The following is a 17,081-nucleotide window of genomic DNA, read 5'->3' on the forward strand; positions in this document are numbered from 1 at the left end:
CGGAAAATATGTATTCGCTTTCAGTCGAATGGGAAGGGAAATTGAAAGGAACAGCGTTTCCATGCGAGCTTGATATGAGCCTGTATGTTATCTTCATATAACTTTAAATTGAATGTATCAATGAGTAATCATAGATACGATGAAATGGGGGTGATAATCTTTGTAGTAAAATTCTTCATCACCGATTATTACAAATTTTACAGGAGGTTCAATTATGTTATTTCATAAAAAAGTTTAAAACGTTCTGAACTGTAGCGTTTTTTATGCTTCGTAAAATTATTTTAAACTGGAGGGGAAAATGTTGATTGGTAATCTTAATGGTGCAAGAAAGATTGTAGGGCTGTTCCTGGCACTTATCCTAACCATTTCTTCTGGACTCTTTATTCCAACTCCAATTGTGCAAGCTGCTGCACAAGCTACATATTACGTCGACCCTGTAAATGGGTTGGATACGAATGATGGGACATCCACAGCAACGGCATTCCGAACGATCGAAAAAGCACGCGATGCAGTTCGTACCGTCAATACGAATATGACAGGCGATATCTATGTGTATCTTAGAGGAGGTACTTACTCGCCTTCATCAACAATAATATTCACCGATGTGGACTCGGGAACGAACGGCTTCAATATCATTTATTCGGCCTATAACGGCGAAAAACCGGTAATTAGCGGAGGCAAAAAGATTACGGGATGGACCTTATACGATGCCAGCAAAAATATTTACAGAGCTTCTGCCGGGGGAGATCTTGAAACGAGGCAACTATTCGTCAATGGAAATCGGGCAAAAAGAGCACGGAGCACGGGAGCGCCTTCACCACTGACCTTCGTTAGAGCATCGGGCTATACGGCTGCGGGCAATGTAATGGCCAATAGCACGATTCCCATGCATAACTGGGGAAACAAGAGCGACATCGAGTTTGTATATAAAAATCAATGGACTGCGCCAAGAATTGGTGTTAGTACGATTACGAATGACGGAACCACAACCATATTCACGATGAAGCAGCCCGGTTGGAGATTCGTAACCAATAAAGGGGGAACTTCAGTTGGCGGAAGCTTCAATTCAAACGGACTGCCTTGGTACATTGAGAATGCCTACGAGCTGCTTGATTCAGAAGGGGAATGGTATCTGGACAGAGCCACGGACAATTTCTATTATAAACCAAGAGCAGGAGAGAATATGTTAACAGCTGCCGTTGTGGCGCCTGTTTTGGAAGAACTGGTAAGGGTTGAGGGAGCGAACCTGGATCAAAAAGCACACAATGTTGAGTTCAAAGGCATTACCTTCTCCTATTCAACCTATTTAAGAGTAAATGGGGACGGCGGACTCCCAGATGCGCAGAACAATGTCTTAAGGGACACCGTAAAGGATGCAAATGGAAACGATGTAGCTAGAGAAACCATCATCAATGCTGCAGTCAATTTGAAATACGCTCATTCCATTAAATTTGAACGAGACATATTCGAGCACCTGGGCGGTACCGGATTGAACATGTATACCGGATCTCAGGACAATTTAGTAGTAGGATCGGTATTTACAGATATTTCAGGCAATGGTATACAGGTGGGGGATTATACAGGACTGTATACAGCTGGTACGGAAAATTACGCTCAGAGCACCGATACCCGAGTAATTCTTATCAATAATGATGTGAATAATAGCTATTTTCACAAAATTGGCGTTGAATATTTCGCTTCAACAGCCATAGCAGCCAGCTTACCTCAGGATATGGATATCGCGCATAATGAAATAAGCAATGTTCCTTATTCAGGTATCCATGTGGGTTGGGGATGGGATCTGTTCCCCACAACTGTCCATCAAAGAACGAACATCCAGTACAACTATATACACGATGATATGATGGTATTAGCAGATGGTGGAGCGATTTATTCCAATGGCCCAACCAATGGCAGTTCGACAAACAAGGGAATTATCTCAAACAACTATATTCAGAATGAGTGGAACACAAACGGAGCCTTGTATCCTGATGAAGGAAGCAGTTGGTATGATATAACAGACAATGTTGTTAACAACTCATCCAGGTATCTTCTCATTTGGAAAAATACGATACATGATATTAATGTAAATAACACGTATACAACAACTTCTAACTATAGGAATGATGGAACCAATACCAAAGTTACCAACACCACTGTCGTCTCAAACGGGAATTGGCCGCCCGCTGCTCTAGCGATCATGGATGGGGCAGGAATTGAAGCCGGATATCAGGATATCATTCCGCCGATAAAATTATTCAGTATCACAGCGCCTGCTCCGATAACAGCGGCCATCGGAACGGCAAAGACAGCGGCAGCTCTTGGATTGCCCGAAAAAGCAGCACTGGTTACCGATGTGGGAGATGTGGATGCCAGCGTGACTTGGGATTTAAATCGTGCAAGCTACGATCCAGCTGTCACGACGGCGCAGACCTTCACGGTAACAGGAGAAGTAACTCTATCTAATGAAATCAAGAATCCCGACAACATTCCATTGACAACAAGCATTAGCGTAAGTGTGAATAAAATCCCTCAATCACAAATGACGGCCGCGGCGACAAGTCAGGAAACGATCGGCGGAAATCATGCAGCATCCATGGCGATTGACGGAAACCCGCAGACGATTTGGCAGACAAAGTGGGATAAATCCGACGTTCTCCCTCAATCGATTACCTTAAACCTTGGAGGAACCTATAATATCAATAAGGTCACGTATTTACCAAGGCAATCAGGCTCTGACGGAACTATTACTGGCTATAATGTATATGCAAGTACGGATGGAGTGACCTTTACCAAGGTTGCAACCGGACATTGGGCAAACGACATCAGCCAGAAAAACGCAACTTTTACACCGACAAAGGCATCCTATGTCAAGCTCGAAGCAACGGCGGGTGTCAATGGGTATGCATCGGCTGCCGAGATTAATGTTTATGAACCAGGTATTGACAACATTGCATCAAGAGCTTCTATGACGGCTTCATCGGAATACAATAGTAATTTTACCTCGTCAAAAGCAGTGGATGGAATCATTAGCAGCACCAGCGAATGGGCTTCCAAAGGCGAACAGAATCCATGGATTCAACTGAATTGGATGGAGAATCACAAGATCAGCCAGATTACCTTCTATGATCGGTTCAATTTAGCGGACTGGGCGATCGGCGGGACGCTTACGTTCAGCGACGGAAGCACTTTGCCGGTTTCAGGCATACCGAACTACGGAAGAGGTTATTCTGTAGCCTTCCCTGTTAAAACAGTGAATTGGGTCAAATTCCAAGTAACCGGCGGAAGCGGGCCGAATGTTGGTTTGTCGGAAATCGAGGTGTATAATGTTCCGGATCAACAACCGCCAACGACAACGGACAATGCGCCAAGCGGCTGGGTCAATCAAGACACCACGGTAACATTAAGCGCGAGCGATAACGAATCGGGTGTAGCCACTACCTACTACAAGGTAAACGATGGCGCCGAGCAAACGGGAACATCCGTCGTATTGTCGGAAGAAGGCGTTCATAAGCTTGTCTATTGGAGCGTAGACAAAGCAGGCAACGTGGAACAGGCGCATACCGTTACCTTTAGCATCGACAAGACAATGCCGGAGATCGCTGTGACCGTACCGGGGGACAACAGCATCCATGAAGATTCCGGGGATTTGACGCCTCAGATTGCATTGACGGATAACTTGTCGGGTGTGGACAGCAGCAAGACGACGGTGACGCTCGATTCGCAATCTTACCTAATCGGAACGGTGATCCCGCTCTATGCGCTGCCGCTTGGGCAGCATACGCTTGTTGTATCCTCCAGCGACTTGGCCGGCAACCAGGCAAGCAAGACCGTTCAGTTTACGACGGTGGCCAGCATCGATTCTTTAAAGGCATTGGTGACACGCTTTGCTGCTAACAAAGAGATCGATAAGGCCGATATTGCCTCTAATCTGCTGGAAAAATTGGCAAACAACGATCTGAAAGGCTTTATGAATGATGTGAAGGCTCAAATCGGGAAGCATATCTCAAGCGAAGCGGCAAACTATTTGCTGCGGGACGCTCAATATGTTTTGTCGCAAAAGTAGAGCAATTCAAGTGTGCGGACTATAGAAACAAACAAATCACCTGTTCGTGGCAGCAAACGCGAGCAGGTGATTTGCTTTGCGGAAAAAGCGCGTGATATATGTAACGAACTTTTTTCCGCTGGCACTGCACCCCCCGTTTAGCCAGGGTACTGCGTTCTCTTCCGAGACTACTTTGCAACCCATCCTTCTTCACGAACCTTTTGCCGGAAGAAGGCATCGTCGAGAGCAAGTCCGAAGCCCGGCGTATTCGGAACGCTCACAAGGCCATCACGTATGGTGTAAGAGGAAGTGTAAAGGTGGGAGCTGGCTCGAATAGCCGGCAGACGGGGAAGTCCAGCAGAAAGCAATGGCGTGATGCAATAAATAGAGAATCAGGCAGCCTCCGATATGTCCGGCAGATGAATCGTCTGAAATTGGAAAGGAATTGGCGAATCGTTGTCGAATCTGAGACGGAAAGAGGACGAAGGGAGCCGGCTATGAGAACTTATCGTGCCGCCATCATCGGTATCGGGGGCTTTGGGGCAGCGCATGTCAACGTACTTATGGATTTGGTCCATGAAGGACGACTGGAGGTTACCGCGTTTGCAGAATTGAACGCTTCCGCTTATCAGGAGAATGTCGATAAATTAACGGCAATCGGCGCGATCCACTATACGGATTACGAGCAGATGCTGGAGGAGCATCCGGAAATCGACTTTGTCGTAATCGCGACGCCGATCGCCTCGCACAAGTCGATGTGCATCCGCGTGCTGGAGATGGGTTTTCACGTGCTGGTGGAGAAGCCGCCTGCGGTTACGATACAGGATCTGGATGAAATGATTGCGGCCCGGCAGGCCAGCGGCCGATTGTGCCAGGTGAATTTCCAGAACACGGCCGGTTCGGCATTCAAGGAGCTGCTGGCACGTCTAAATGCAGGCGAGATCGGAGATGTCTCGCAGGTGACCGGAATAGGCATGTGGAAGCGGTCCAAAGCCTATTACGGGCGAACCCCGTGGGCCGGCAGGCTGACTTATCGCGAACAATATGTATTGGACGGAACGCTTAATAACCCGCTGGCCCATCTATTGAACAACTGCCTGCTCGCCGCGGGAGCCTCCCGCGGCCAGTCGCGCATGCTGCCCGAATGGGTGCAGGCGGAGCTGTACCATGTGAATGAGATCGAAGGGGACGATGTTTCCTGTATGCGCATCCGTACGGATGGCGGGGTTACCGTCTTATTTTATGCCATGCTGTGTCATGAGGACGATGAAATTCCTTCTATTGCGGTTCGCGGAATGGAAGGCGAAATGATTTGGTCCTACGATAATAAGCTTACGATTCGCAGCGGCAGCGAGGAAGAGGTCTATTCCTATGGCAGCGAAAATATGATGCGCGGCATGTACCTGAATCTGCTGCAGGCGATTGAAGATACGGCAGTGCCTCTCTTGTCGCCGATCGAGGCCAGCCGGAGCTTCGTCCTGGCAGCCAACGGCGCTTACGAATCGTCCTTGACGGTCCGCCGGATCCCAAGAGAGTTCGTGGAAGAGCGCGAAGAGGGGCAAACTTCCGTATGCCTGCTGCCGGGGTTATCGGAGCGGATGAGGGAGATCGCGGGGAAAGGGCTTCTTTACTCGGAGTTTCCCTTGCCGTGGGCATCGCCAACAAAGCCTGTGCGAATGGAAGACTATTGTCGGTTCCAGCTGCCATCCGGGTACGAGGCGAAAGTGAGAGACTAGGTTTGCTCGCCAATGGGCTGCAGGGCGATACCCTGACGCAATGGAAGCTGGAACAGTCTGAAAATAAGTTCAAATCACAAAAAGGAATCCTCATGTTTGCTCGCGAATAGTAAGTTTATTAATTATTTACCAAGTTGTGTAAATCGAATCCATTGACACAGGGGATCGGTACCTGGAGTTCGACATGTTGGAAATCCGTGAATGGGGAGGTTATTAGCATGAATGCAACGGAACGTTATTTATTTGATGTTCAAGGCTATCTCCTGGTAGAAGACGTACTCAGCCAAGAAGAACTGAAGCATCTGAACGAGGCCATTGACAAGAGGCAGGAAGCCGGCCAGCCGATTCAGAATTTTTTGATGTGGGAGGAGCCGGTTTTCAGAGCGCTGATCAATCATCCGAAGGCCAAGCCTTATCTGTCGATTATGCTGGGGAACCATTACCGCTTGGATCATGAATATGCGATTATTCACAGGAAAGGGGATAAACCGCTTCATCTGCATGGGGGCAATACCCCGTACGATCCCGGACAATATTACCATGTTCAGAACGGTACCCTATTCAGCGGTTTGACGGTTTACTCTTTTGCCCTGTCTGAAATCGGTCAGAATGACGGTGGATTTTGCTGCATTCCCGGCAGCCACAAAGCGAATTTTCGGGTTCCGGAAGCTTTTAAACACTATGAGGAGATTGGTCCGACGGTACATATTGCGCAGAAACCGGGGGATCTTTTGATATTTACGGAGGCGTTGACGCACGGTACCTTCGCGTGGCAGGGGGCGCATGAACGCCGGTCCTTGCTCTACAAATATTCGCCTCTCATGATCGCTTGGGCCAAATACACCCGAACTCCCGAATTGCTCGCACTTATGACACCGGAACAAAAAGAGATATTGGATCCGACCTACCATCCGTATCTGCGTCAATCGTCGATTTACGATGAAGCGTAACCTGTCGCTCAGAATCACTTTGTCGTTGCCGATAGGCAAGTAAGATAAGTGATTGATGTCAGCAGTGAGATGTATTGAATATTAAATAACCCCCTTTGCCGGGGGCATGGTATAATATGGACAAGTACATACACGGCTTGCAAGGGCGGTCGGCTAATCTCCCGGAAGGGAGGTGATGCCATGGAGGTTAAGGACGTCATGACGCTCATGATCGACTTCGGCACGATGCTGATCGCGCTGATTTCGTTGATCGTGACCATTCTCGTACTTTCCACCAAAAAGAAATAGACCGCCCTCCGACTAAGGTAGCGGTCTATCCAATGCCTTGTTTCAAAAGCCGCCGCCCTTAAAAGCGGCATGTACCCGGGTCGTAGATGTTCCAGCATCTGCGGCCCTTTATTAGCTTAAGCATAACATACCCGTTTTAGACGTGCAATGCGGAAGCCTGCGCATGCGAATGAGGGGAATATATTTATTATTGGGGGGCTCTTTCATATATTCTAGACGTCATTTCGGCATTATGCTCATAACCAATTTGTTGAATCAGATTATTTAAGTGTTCAACATCTATATTTTCCAGCCGTTCATGCAAGGTAAGGACATTGCTTGTTGTGTGCTTGGACATTTCCTGTACGGTATGATAGGGAACACGGAAGTAGTATGACTCTGCCTCGTTACCTCCGAAAAGACGGAGTGGTTGAATGCAGCCGATCATTTTTAGCATTTCTTTCGATTTCCATTTATCAAAGGGATTTTTAAATTTCATCATGACCTTTATTAATTTTTCATTGTTTAAGTCGGCATCCTCTTGATCCTTATTTCGCTGACGAATAATTAAATTCAGGTCGTGTTCAAGGACAACTTCCTCGTTTTGAATCCATTTTTCAGAAATAATCCGTTTGAAGTCCATTCTAACGCCTAAAATCTGCAGAATTTCAATCGTACAATTTGGACCAGTCCCGCTGTATCCGCATGCTGCGCCTTCGATCCAAACTTCTTGATCGGAATCAAGGCATTCCAATATAAGTGAATAAGCTGTTTTTATTTCATTTCTCTGCCCATGGCTGATATAACAATTTGAAACATCTTTATATGGTTCGGGAATATTTTCGGAAAATACGGAAAACCGTTCAATATTGCCGATGTCTTCTAAATGTCGTATAACTTTTTCGACACATTCGAGCGATGCACCATCAATCCTCAATACAGACATGTTCATCCCTCCCGTAATCATACTTTCAATGAATATGACAATAGCTGCTAAATCATGCCCTTGTTCGTGAAGCTCAAATAAAAACCGCTCCAATCATTGTGATTGCAGCAGTGGAAAGCATCAGCGTTTATGCTCCTGAACAGCCCTGAGCGCAAATTTGTTTAACTAGACAGCAAGAATGAAGGAGAAGAAAGCGGCCATCCTTTGTACAATAAAGTCAGAAAGTGGATTATGAACGATTAGCGAAAGGGTGATCGAGTATCTCAGACACGATACAGGAACGCAAAATTCGAGTAGGCGTTGTCGGCGTAGGCCGCGGATCATCATTCTACGGGGGAGCGCAAGCCGTTGGCATGGAGCTTGTCGCGATCTGCGATGTCTGGGAAGAGAGGCTTCAGCAGCTGGGTCAAGAGTTCGGCGTAACCACCTATGCGGACTATGATCAATTCCTTCGGCATGATATGGATGCGGTCATTCTGGCGAACTTCTTCCATGAGCATGCGCCGTTCGCGATCCGCGCACTGGAAGCCGGCAAGCACGTGATGAGTGAAACCAGCGCCTGCAAAACGTTAAAAGAAGGCGTTGCGCTGGCCCGCGCCGTCGAGAAGAGCGGAAAGATTTACATGATGGCCGAGAATTATCCGTACTTTGTGTACAACCAGGAAATGCGCCGCTTGTATCAGGAAGGGCATGTAGGGGAGCTGCAGTTCGGCGAGGGCGAATATATTCATCCGTGCTCGGCCGAAGAGATGGCCGTGCTCGGTCCGGGCCTTGCTCATTGGCGCAATCACCGGGCGGCGACGTATTACTGCACGCATGCTCTTGCACCTATTATGTTTATTACCGATCGGCGTCCGACAAGCGTGAATGCACTCTGTATTCCATTCATGGAAAGCGATACGCAGAAATTGCTCGTTCGCCATAATGATTCGGCGGCGACGATTATGCTGCGCATGGACAATGAAGCGGTCGTCACGTTGAACGGCGTCACGCTTCGAGGACACGGCAATTGGTACCGCATTCACGGTACGCGCGGCCAGATGGAAAACATGCGCACGGGCGATCCGAATCGTGTCCGTCTGCGGCACGAGCCTTATGATCTGGTGGAAGGGGAAGAGCTTGAGAAAATCTACCTGCCGGAATTTCCCGTTCATCCCGATTTGGCGCAGCAAGCCGGCCATGGCGGCGGCGACTTCTTTACGAACTATTATTTTGCCGAAGCGATTCGCAAGAACGAGCAGCCGTACCTGGATGTGTATCGCGCGCTGGATATGACGATTGTCGGTATTCAAGCTTACCGTTCGGCGCTGGCGAACGGCGCTCCGTTCGAAATTCCGGATTTTCGCGACGAATCGGTGCGCATGAAGTATGAGAACGACGACTGGTCGCCGTTCTTCGAGGATCGCAGGCCGGGACAGCCGTTCCCGAGCTACCAAGGCGAGAAGAAGCCTTCGGAAGAAGCGGTCGCTTATGCGCGATCGGTATGGAAAAGAATCGGCAGAGAGGATGTGCTCAAATGAGCGGAAATAAGCAAATTCGTGTAGGCGTTGTCGGCGTGGGCCGTGGCGCATCTTTTTACGGAGGGGCTAAAGCGGCAGGAATGGAGCTTGTCGCCATATGCGACGTATGGGAGGAACGGCTCCTGCAGCTCGGCGGCGAGCTGGGGGTCGCGACTTATACGGATTACGGCCGCTTCCTGGAGCATGATATGGATGCCGTCATTCTGGCGAACTATTTTCATCAGCATGCCCCGTTCGCCATTCGCGCACTTGAAGCCGGCAAGCATGTCATGACCGAGGTCAGCGCCTGCAAGACGCTTGGCGAAGCGGTCGCTTTGGCTCGTGCGGTCGAGAAGAGCGGCAAGATCTATATGATCGCCGAGAATTATCCTTATTTTGTATATAATCAAGAGATGCGCCGCCTGTATCGGGAGGGTGCCGTCGGCGAGCTGCAGTTCGGCGAAGGGGAATATATTCACCCGTTCTCATCGCAGGAACAAAACTCAATTAGCCCGGGACTGGATCATTGGCGGAACCATATCCCCGCGACCTATTATTGCACGCATGCTCTAGCGCCGATCATGTTTATTACGGATCGCCGCCCAGTAAGCGTGAATGCTTTATGTATTCCGCAGTCGCCCGCGGATAAAGAGCGGCTGCACGCCCGTGTAACGGATCAGGCTTCCACCATTATGTGCCGCATGGACAATGAGGCGGTCGTTACGTTGAACGGCGTCGTACTGCGCGGACACGGCAATTGGTACCGGATTCACGGCACGCGCGGGCAGATGGAGAATATGCGTACGGGCGACGCTAATCGTGTGCGGCTGCGCCATGAACCGTACGACCTGCTTGAAGGAGAGGAAGCGGAGACGATCTATTTGCCGGAGTTCCCGATTAGCCCCGAATTGGCTCAGCAAGCCGGCCATGGCGGCGGCGATTTCTTTACGAATTATCATTTTGCCGAAGCGATCCGCACTAATGAGCAGCCGTTTCTGGACGTATACCGCGCAATTGATATGACAATTACAGGCATTCAGGCATACCGTTCCGCGCTTGCGAACGGAGCCCCGTTCGAAGTGCCGGATATGCGAGATGAAGCCGTACGGGTACAATATGAGAACGACCACTGGTCGCCGTTCTACGAAGATCGCGGTCCAGGACAGCCGCTCCCGGCTACGAAGGGCCCTGTGACCCTCACAGAAGAAGCGATTGCTTACGCCCGCCGCGTGTGGGCGGAGATAGGACGGAGCGATGTGCTTTAGCGGCTAGCGGGAACGGCCCCGAATGCCAACGAAAACAGGCAGCATACCGAATGATATCCTACGGTGTGCTGCCATTCTTTGTTCATAGGCTAGTTGAGCTCGGAGAGGCGGCTCCTCAGACGCCGATCCGGTTCAGCGCGGAGAGACGTGCGCGCTCTCTTGCTTCCGAAGGGTTAATTCCCTTCATTCGCCGGTACATCTCGGAGAAATAATTCAAGCTGTTGAAGCCGGATTCAAACGCGATATCGATCACCCGTTTATCCGTGGTAGCGAGCAGGGTTTCCGCCTTGGCGATGCGCAGCCGGTTGAGGTATTCCACCGGGGTGCAGCCTGTCACCGACTTGAAATAGCGGCAAAAATAATACAAGCTCATATTGGACAAATCGGCCAGGTTCTTGACGGGAATGCTTTCCTGATAATGGCTTGCCATGTAGTTGAGAGCCAGCTTAAGCCTGTTCATCTGGTTCGTCTTATTGAGCCGGTTCTTATCCGGCGCGATCATCTGGTCATGCTCGATCAGGCTGGCCACGATCAGGGTCAAGAGCCCCTTCGCGTACAGCTCGTAACCGTTGCCCTTCATCTCGTATTTGCCGTACAGCTGCCGGATCCATTGCTGGATGTCCGGGTATATGGCACTATCCTTGTCAATCACATCGGGCAGCAGCAGCTGGCGCTCCAGCATACGGTTAAAGTATTTATGATTGCATATGTCCAGACCGGTGCCGAGGCACATCTTCAGATCAAATACGATGGCTTGGAAACGGCAGGTTTCGGCGAAGGTGGCGCCATGAATCTTATCGCTGTTTACGAACAGGTAGTCGTCCGCTTCAAGAAAGTATTTGTCATCATCGACTGTAAAGGTTGCCGACCCGCTCAAGATATAAATGATTTCCAGGCTCTCATGCCAATGGGGTTCGAACAATTCTCCCGCACGGCGCTCGGCTAAATAAACCTGAAGCGGGAAGGAAGCGTCGCCATGCATCTTCTTCTCTTCCAGCAGCTCCTTGTTCACCGGAATCAACCCTCTTCATTCCAATATTTCATACACGCTTTCACTATAGCAGATGTAGAAAAGGTTGCCTATCCCCTGTTAATTGTCATTCTAGTATACCGCGGCATATAGCAAATGTTTGGAGCAGCACCGCAGCGCGGCGGCGGGCTATCGGACGTTCTTCGAAGCGAAGCGGAAGCAGTATGATTTGCTCGAGCGAATGCTGCCGTCCGTCTCTCAGATGAATGTAAGAATTGATCAGGGGATCCGGCTCGCGGATTTTATCGAAGAGCTGGCCGAATACATGAGAGACGCACGCCAGCAGACTGCGGAAGCGCATGTCTCACTATACGGCCGTCTGCGCGTGATCCGGGATTATCACAAGCGTCTGCCGCTGCCGGAATCCAGATCCGAATTCGAGCATCGGGCCAATCTGTTCACCGTCGCCAATGAGCTGGAACGGCTGTTCAATACGATTTGAGGACAACGGAGCATAAACAAGGGGCCATCCCTCTGTCACCTTCGATGACGGTCGGGACGGCCCCTTGTCGTTATTTCGGCGGCGTAAGCGGCAGGTCCAGCCAGGCAAGGCCGATATTTCGGCGCATGTGGCTCTTGCTGTCTCCGCCTGGCGCGTCGTACACCATGGCTAGCCGATCGCCGACCGGGACGACCGTCGGCAGTCCGATGCACTGCTTGGACCATCCGCAGTTGCGCCCGTCGAGAACAACGGCTTTGTTCTCGGAGGTCCAGCGTTTCGGATCGCGCGACCAGTAGACCCATATCGCATCCGTATATTCGCCGCCGGCTTCGTCGATTCCGATGTGGTTCGTGAACAGAAACCAGGTGTCGTTCTCTTTCTCATAGTAGACCGAGCTATTCTCGATTTGTTCCGTAAGAGGGACAATCGGCTCCGGATCGACTGTCCAGGAACCATTCAAATCCTCTGTTCGGGCAACGCCGATCGTCCGCGTCACCAACCCCTCGTCCGATTTCGCCGCGCTGAAAAATTGCATGTATTCGCCGCCATGGGCAATGATATGGCCGGGACTGGCAGTGTCGGAATAATACGTACCCGGCACGGTACGGAAGGGGATGATCTCCGGCTGCTTCACCCAAGGTCCGCTTAAGGTAGGAGCGATCGCTTTCATGGTATAGTAAGGCATCATTGGAATCCGGTCCGGAAGCGGCGTCGCTTCTCTTGATCCGACATAATACATATGCCAGACGTCGCCGTCCCGGTAGAACCACGGCGAAGTGGCCGTGCCTTCGTCCAAGTCTCCGGAACCGCCGAAATCCAGCACCGGACCGAGCCTCTCCCAATGGATCAGATCCGTACTTACCGCAAGGCAGGCGAGCCACCCGTCCGGTCCGCATCCGTCGTAGAACAGATGATAGACTCCGTTCTCCTCGAAAAGTATGGCTTCCCGCATGCCATTGCGGTCGCACTGCCCCGGACCCTCGCCGTGCTTGAGGATCATTCCTTGATCGCGCGCCTCCATGCGGAGAGCTGCGACCGGTCTGTTGTCGATATACATGGCTTGCATTTCCTCCTTCATGCTGTTACCCGTAGGGCCCTCTGCGGTGCATGCCCAGTAACCGGCTCATTCGGGGATGATCCTTCCATCGATCGACGATCTCCTGCGGCATCTTATAATTGATAAACGGATAGAATCGCTGCGAAATCCATCGTTTCCCATACATAACCTGCTGCACGATCCGGTTCTCGTCGCTTTCGTTGCGTGCGCCGCGGTGCCAGGTCTGGCCCGAGAAGATCAGGCAATCGCCCTTCTTGGCTACGATAGTTACCGGACCTTGTCCCTTGTAAAGCGGCGGGTTGTGCGTCGGATCGGGCTCCCGGCCGCTGCGGTGACTGCCGGGGATGAGCTGTGTCGGTCCCATCGACTCCGTCACATCGACCAGGTAATAGATGCAGGTAACCAGAAAGGTAGGCAGCTGAATGCGCGGATCGAATTCGACTCCCTCCGGAAGCGGAAAGAACAGCTCCTCGTCCACATGCCATTGGTCGATTCCTTCATTTCGCGGCGTGCGCAGGGCGTTCATCGCGAACATATGGCAGCCCCGGCCCAGCAGCGCCTCCGCAAAATCAACGACGCCGGGCTGCATGATCAGGCGCTGGAACCGTTCTCCCTTCTCGAACATAAGCGTCCGGATCGTCGGTCCGTAGCCGTCTTCCGGGCCCTGGAAGGCTTCGAGTACGCCTTCCTTCAGCGCATCCGCCTCCTCCGTCTGTAAGGCGCCTCTTATTACGGTGAATCCTTGCTTGTTGAATTCATCCAAATGCTCTTGTATCGGCCGCATCGGCTTCGCCACTCCTTGTGATTAGACATCGAATACTTTCCTATAAGGTAGCAGATTGACGTCTTGGATGATTGGGGAATATGCCAAGCCGATTGGATAATCCGCCGACATAAGAGGAAGGAGACCGGAGGGCTGCGGGAGAATATGTTGTTGTTGGGCAAAGGAGGGAGAACTGCAATTGAGAAGGTATACGAACGAAGAGTTTATGGACGATGATTCGTTCCCGTTCCGCGCTTTCCCCGCTCCGGTGTCCGAAAGCATCGAGAGCCATTCCCATGAATTCGTCGAGCTAGTATTTGTCGTCGAAGGGAAAGGCGAGCACGAGTATAATCATCATTTCTCCCCGATTGCGGAAGGGGACGTCTATATGATTTCGCCGCAGACGACGCATGGCTACCGGCTTCAAACGGACAGTCCGCTTCTCGTGTACAACGTCATCTTTCAGCCATCGGTCTTTGCCGAGGAGCTCGAGGTCATGTCGCGATTCAACTCGTTTATCGATTTCTTCTATATCGAGCCGTTTCTAAGAAGCACGGCCAGCTATAAGCCGCACCTGAATTTGAAGGGGCGCGAGCGGCTGGAGCTGAAGCAGATGATCGAGCGCCTGATCGACGAAGACCGGAAGCGGGAGATGGGATATCAGTTCTTTATTAAGACAACGATGATTCAGTTGTTCATACACTTGAGCCGCTGTTATGAACGGATGCTTCATAAAGTGTCTTTCGCTGCTGCGGAGGAGGAGACGATGTTCCGCCACGTGCGGGAGTTTATCGCGGCGCATTATGCGCAGCCGCTTACGCTTAAGCAAATGAGCGGGCTATGCGGTATGAGCCAGTCCTCGTTCACGTCCAAATTCAAGCAGTATTCAGGCAAGACGTTCATCGAATACCGGAATGAAATCCGCATCGAGGTTGCCAAGGAATGGCTGACCAAGACGGACGAGAAGACGGTAGCGATCGCGCTTGAGGTCGGGTATGAGGATTTAAGCTACTTCAACCGGGTCTTTAAAGATTGCTTTGGAATGCCGCCGGGGAAGTACCGGGAGCTGTACCGGGGAAAATGAATCGTCAGCCGCTGCGGCGGCCGGCGATTTTATTTTCTAAAATCTGAAACTAACTGGAGGAAATTACCGTTCGAACACGAAATGAATAGAAGGTTAATGGATATGGTTCTATTAGCGGCAAACCGGTTTTGATGAATAAGCATTATGTAAAGCGAGGTCGCTATGGTCGCCATATATAAGGACTTTACATTGAACTTTTTTTATATTTTTTTCATCCCTGCCGTGTTCTTCGTGCTTATTCGCCAATTCAGAGACAGAAAGCGGCTCTACCAGCTCTCGATATGTGCCGTATTTGCGGTCTCGCTCGTCTCGAGCATGTCCGTCCCCGTTTCCATCAATGGACTCATCTACGATTTTCGTGCAATTCCGCTGACCCTCGGTTCTCTCTATGGCGGGGTGCCAGTATCGATTGTGTTATATTTAATTTTAATCATTTACCGGCATATCATGGGAAACGTGAACCAGCTGGAATATATCATCTCCATTCTCCCGACGATGATGATCGTGTCATGGATTATTACCAAGTACGCTGTATTGTCCATCGGTCAGAAAGTATTGGCAGCCATTGCGGCTTACTTCACCATTCGAATGCTCACCTTGGCTTCCTATCTGTTCCTCACCGACGATATCGAGTTTTTCTTGAATCCCCACTTTCCCTGGACGCTCGCGTTAATCGTCCTCCAAAGCTTGCTTACAGGCGCTTTTGCCTACCTTCTGGAATTTATGGAAAGGCTTCTACGGTTTCAGGAAGAGATCAGAAAGGCGGAGAAATTGAAGCTGGTCACCGGCATCGCAGCCTCGGTTGCCCATGAAGTCCGCAATCCGTTAACGACGGTACGCGGGTTTATTCAATTGCTGGGGAAAGAAGGGCTAAGCCAGCGCAACCGAATCTATTATCAACAGATCTGTCTGGAAGAGCTGGACCGGGCGCAGCAAATTATATCGGACTATCTGACGCTGGCCAAGCCGGATCCGGAGAGGATCGAGCCGATCCATATTCTCGCCGAGATCCAGTATGTAGCGAATGTGTTGTCCTCGTATGCGAATATGCAGAACGTCCGGATCGAGATCGACATGGAACGGTGCGTGCAGGATATTCAGATTGTGGGCGATCAATCGAAATTCAGGCAGGCCTTAATTAATCTGTGCAAGAATAGCATCGAAGCGATGCCGGAAGGCGGAACCTTAACATTAGCAACGGGGCTGTATAAAATAAATCCGGTCATCTCGATTAAGGATACCGGGATCGGCATGACGAAGGAACAATTAAACCGGCTGGGAACCCCTTTTTACTCTACGAAGGAGAAGGGGACCGGACTCGGTACGATGGTGGCGTTCTCGATTCTTCGGACGATGGCCGGCGAAATCGAGACGACGAGCGAGCTGGGGAAGGGTACTGCGTGTACGATCATTTTCACGAAGAACCCTGCGGGCGCTATGCTGCCGGCGGCTGATCAGCAATCTTAGCAAGAGACATCTATAGGGTGTCTCTTTTTTTATGCCAGTTCGTTTTACGCTAATCCTAGCTGTCTGTTTAAAAAGTGAAGAAACTTTCTTCGCCCTTGAAGACATCGACATCGGTATCTTTATCCGGTTGATCCGGTATAACAATTTGTTCAATGGTCAGGCTTGCCAGATTGCGATCGATATTTTATAATACATATGAACACATACTCATATATTGATTTATTGGAGCCAAGCGATATGGTAATGCTGGTAACATTGTCGGGAAGCTGAAGAAGCGAGGTGTTTGTATGGGCAACCAACAGAAAGCTAAACATCGCCACGGCGATGAGCATCAGGGACGTGGCCGCGAACATGATCATGATCATGATCACGATCACGATCACGATCACGGGCACGAACATGGTCACGACCACGATCACGAACATGATCAGGAACATGGTCAGGAACATGATCACGATCACGAACATGGTCATACGAACGGACAAGGTCACGGGCACGGGCACGGACATCACGGACACAGTCATTCCCAT

The 17,081-nt window shown here is 50.4% G+C and carries 13 protein-coding genes and 2 pseudogenes; 10 read left to right on the plus strand and 5 right to left on the minus strand.

The window, feature by feature from the left end; genetic code table 11:
- Window positions 1–298: 298 nt before the first annotated feature.
- The 4 genes from L1F29_RS09405 (at window position 299) to L1F29_RS09420 (ending at window position 7,019) form a co-directional block, all read left to right on the plus strand.
- Window positions 299–4,066 (plus strand): discoidin domain-containing protein, encoded by a 3,768-nt coding sequence (locus L1F29_RS09405; protein WP_258388060.1) that lies wholly within the window; start codon window positions 299–301, stop codon window positions 4,064–4,066.
- Window positions 4,067–4,542: 476 nt separating this feature from the next.
- On the plus strand, window positions 4,543–5,781 hold the full coding sequence (locus L1F29_RS09410; protein WP_258388061.1) for a Gfo/Idh/MocA family protein: 1,239 nt from the start codon (window positions 4,543–4,545) through the stop codon (window positions 5,779–5,781).
- 218 nt (window positions 5,782–5,999) lie between these two features.
- On the plus strand, window positions 6,000–6,731 hold the full coding sequence (locus tag L1F29_RS09415; protein ID WP_258388062.1) for a phytanoyl-CoA dioxygenase family protein: 732 nt from the start codon (window positions 6,000–6,002) through the stop codon (window positions 6,729–6,731).
- A gap of 180 nt (window positions 6,732–6,911) precedes the next feature.
- Window positions 6,912–7,019 carry a putative holin-like toxin gene (locus tag L1F29_RS09420; RefSeq protein ID WP_258388063.1) on the plus strand — a complete coding sequence of 36 codons (108 nt, stop codon included), beginning with the start codon at window positions 6,912–6,914 and terminating at the stop codon, window positions 7,017–7,019.
- A 187-nt stretch (window positions 7,020–7,206) separates the two neighbouring features.
- Here the strand turns inward: L1F29_RS09420 and L1F29_RS09425 are convergent, their stop codons facing one another.
- Window positions 7,207–7,944: a hypothetical protein gene (locus tag L1F29_RS09425; RefSeq protein WP_258388064.1), complete on the minus strand. Its 738-nt coding sequence runs from the start codon at window positions 7,942–7,944 to the stop codon at window positions 7,207–7,209.
- A 287-nt stretch (window positions 7,945–8,231) separates the two neighbouring features.
- Here L1F29_RS09425 and L1F29_RS09430 point away from each other — a divergent pair, with 287 nt between their 5' ends.
- The 3 genes and pseudogenes from L1F29_RS09430 to L1F29_RS34630 all read left to right on the plus strand — a co-directional run.
- A complete protein-coding gene (locus L1F29_RS09430) occupies window positions 8,232–9,464 on the plus strand; it encodes a Gfo/Idh/MocA family protein (protein ID WP_258389649.1) in 1,233 nt (410 codons plus the stop codon).
- Window positions 9,461–10,174: pseudogene (locus L1F29_RS34355) on the plus strand (Gfo/Idh/MocA family protein); the annotation flags it as partial. The gene L1F29_RS09430 and the pseudogene L1F29_RS34355, both read left to right, overlap by 4 nt.
- Window positions 10,175–10,183: 9 nt before the next feature.
- Window positions 10,184–10,708 (plus strand): annotated as a pseudogene (locus tag L1F29_RS34630) (hypothetical protein); the annotation flags it as partial.
- 115 nt (window positions 10,709–10,823) lie between these two features.
- On the opposite strand, the gene L1F29_RS09440 reads toward L1F29_RS34630, so the two are convergent.
- Window positions 10,824–11,720 carry an AraC family transcriptional regulator gene (locus L1F29_RS09440; RefSeq protein WP_258388066.1) on the minus strand — a complete coding sequence of 299 codons (897 nt, stop codon included), beginning with the start codon at window positions 11,718–11,720 and terminating at the stop codon, window positions 10,824–10,826.
- A 118-nt stretch (window positions 11,721–11,838) separates the two neighbouring features.
- Between L1F29_RS09440 and L1F29_RS09445 the strand changes: the two genes are divergently transcribed.
- Window positions 11,839–12,180 (plus strand): hypothetical protein, encoded by a 342-nt coding sequence (locus L1F29_RS09445; RefSeq protein WP_258388067.1) that lies wholly within the window; start codon window positions 11,839–11,841, stop codon window positions 12,178–12,180.
- A gap of 70 nt (window positions 12,181–12,250) precedes the next feature.
- Here L1F29_RS09445 and L1F29_RS09450 read toward each other — a convergent pair whose 3' ends face one another.
- Together L1F29_RS09450 and L1F29_RS09455 are read right to left on the minus strand one after the other, a co-directional pair.
- Window positions 12,251–13,237, minus strand: coding sequence for a glycoside hydrolase family protein (locus L1F29_RS09450; protein WP_258388068.1), 987 nt, complete (start codon window positions 13,235–13,237; stop codon window positions 12,251–12,253).
- Window positions 13,238–13,262: 25 nt separating this feature from the next.
- A complete protein-coding gene (locus L1F29_RS09455) occupies window positions 13,263–14,021 on the minus strand; it encodes a phytanoyl-CoA dioxygenase family protein (protein WP_258388069.1) in 759 nt (252 codons plus the stop codon).
- Window positions 14,022–14,199: 178 nt separating this feature from the next.
- Here L1F29_RS09455 and L1F29_RS09460 point away from each other — a divergent pair, with 178 nt between their 5' ends.
- Together L1F29_RS09460 and L1F29_RS09465 are read left to right on the plus strand one after the other, a co-directional pair.
- The gene (locus L1F29_RS09460; RefSeq protein WP_258388070.1) at window positions 14,200–15,084 is read left to right on the plus strand and encodes an AraC family transcriptional regulator; all 885 of its coding nucleotides are present in this window, start codon (window positions 14,200–14,202) and stop codon (window positions 15,082–15,084) included.
- Between the two features lie 162 nt (window positions 15,085–15,246).
- On the plus strand, window positions 15,247–16,551 hold the full coding sequence (locus tag L1F29_RS09465; RefSeq protein ID WP_258388071.1) for an ATP-binding protein: 1,305 nt from the start codon (window positions 15,247–15,249) through the stop codon (window positions 16,549–16,551).
- Window positions 16,552–16,700: 149 nt separating this feature from the next.
- Here the strand turns inward: L1F29_RS09465 and L1F29_RS09470 are convergent, their stop codons facing one another.
- Window positions 16,701–17,075: a hypothetical protein gene (locus tag L1F29_RS09470; RefSeq protein WP_258388072.1), complete on the minus strand. Its 375-nt coding sequence runs from the start codon at window positions 17,073–17,075 to the stop codon at window positions 16,701–16,703.
- Window positions 17,076–17,081 lie beyond the last annotated feature (6 nt).

The organism is Paenibacillus spongiae (assembly GCF_024734895.1).
GTDB lineage: Bacteria > Bacillota > Bacilli > Paenibacillales > Paenibacillaceae > Paenibacillus_Z > Paenibacillus_Z spongiae.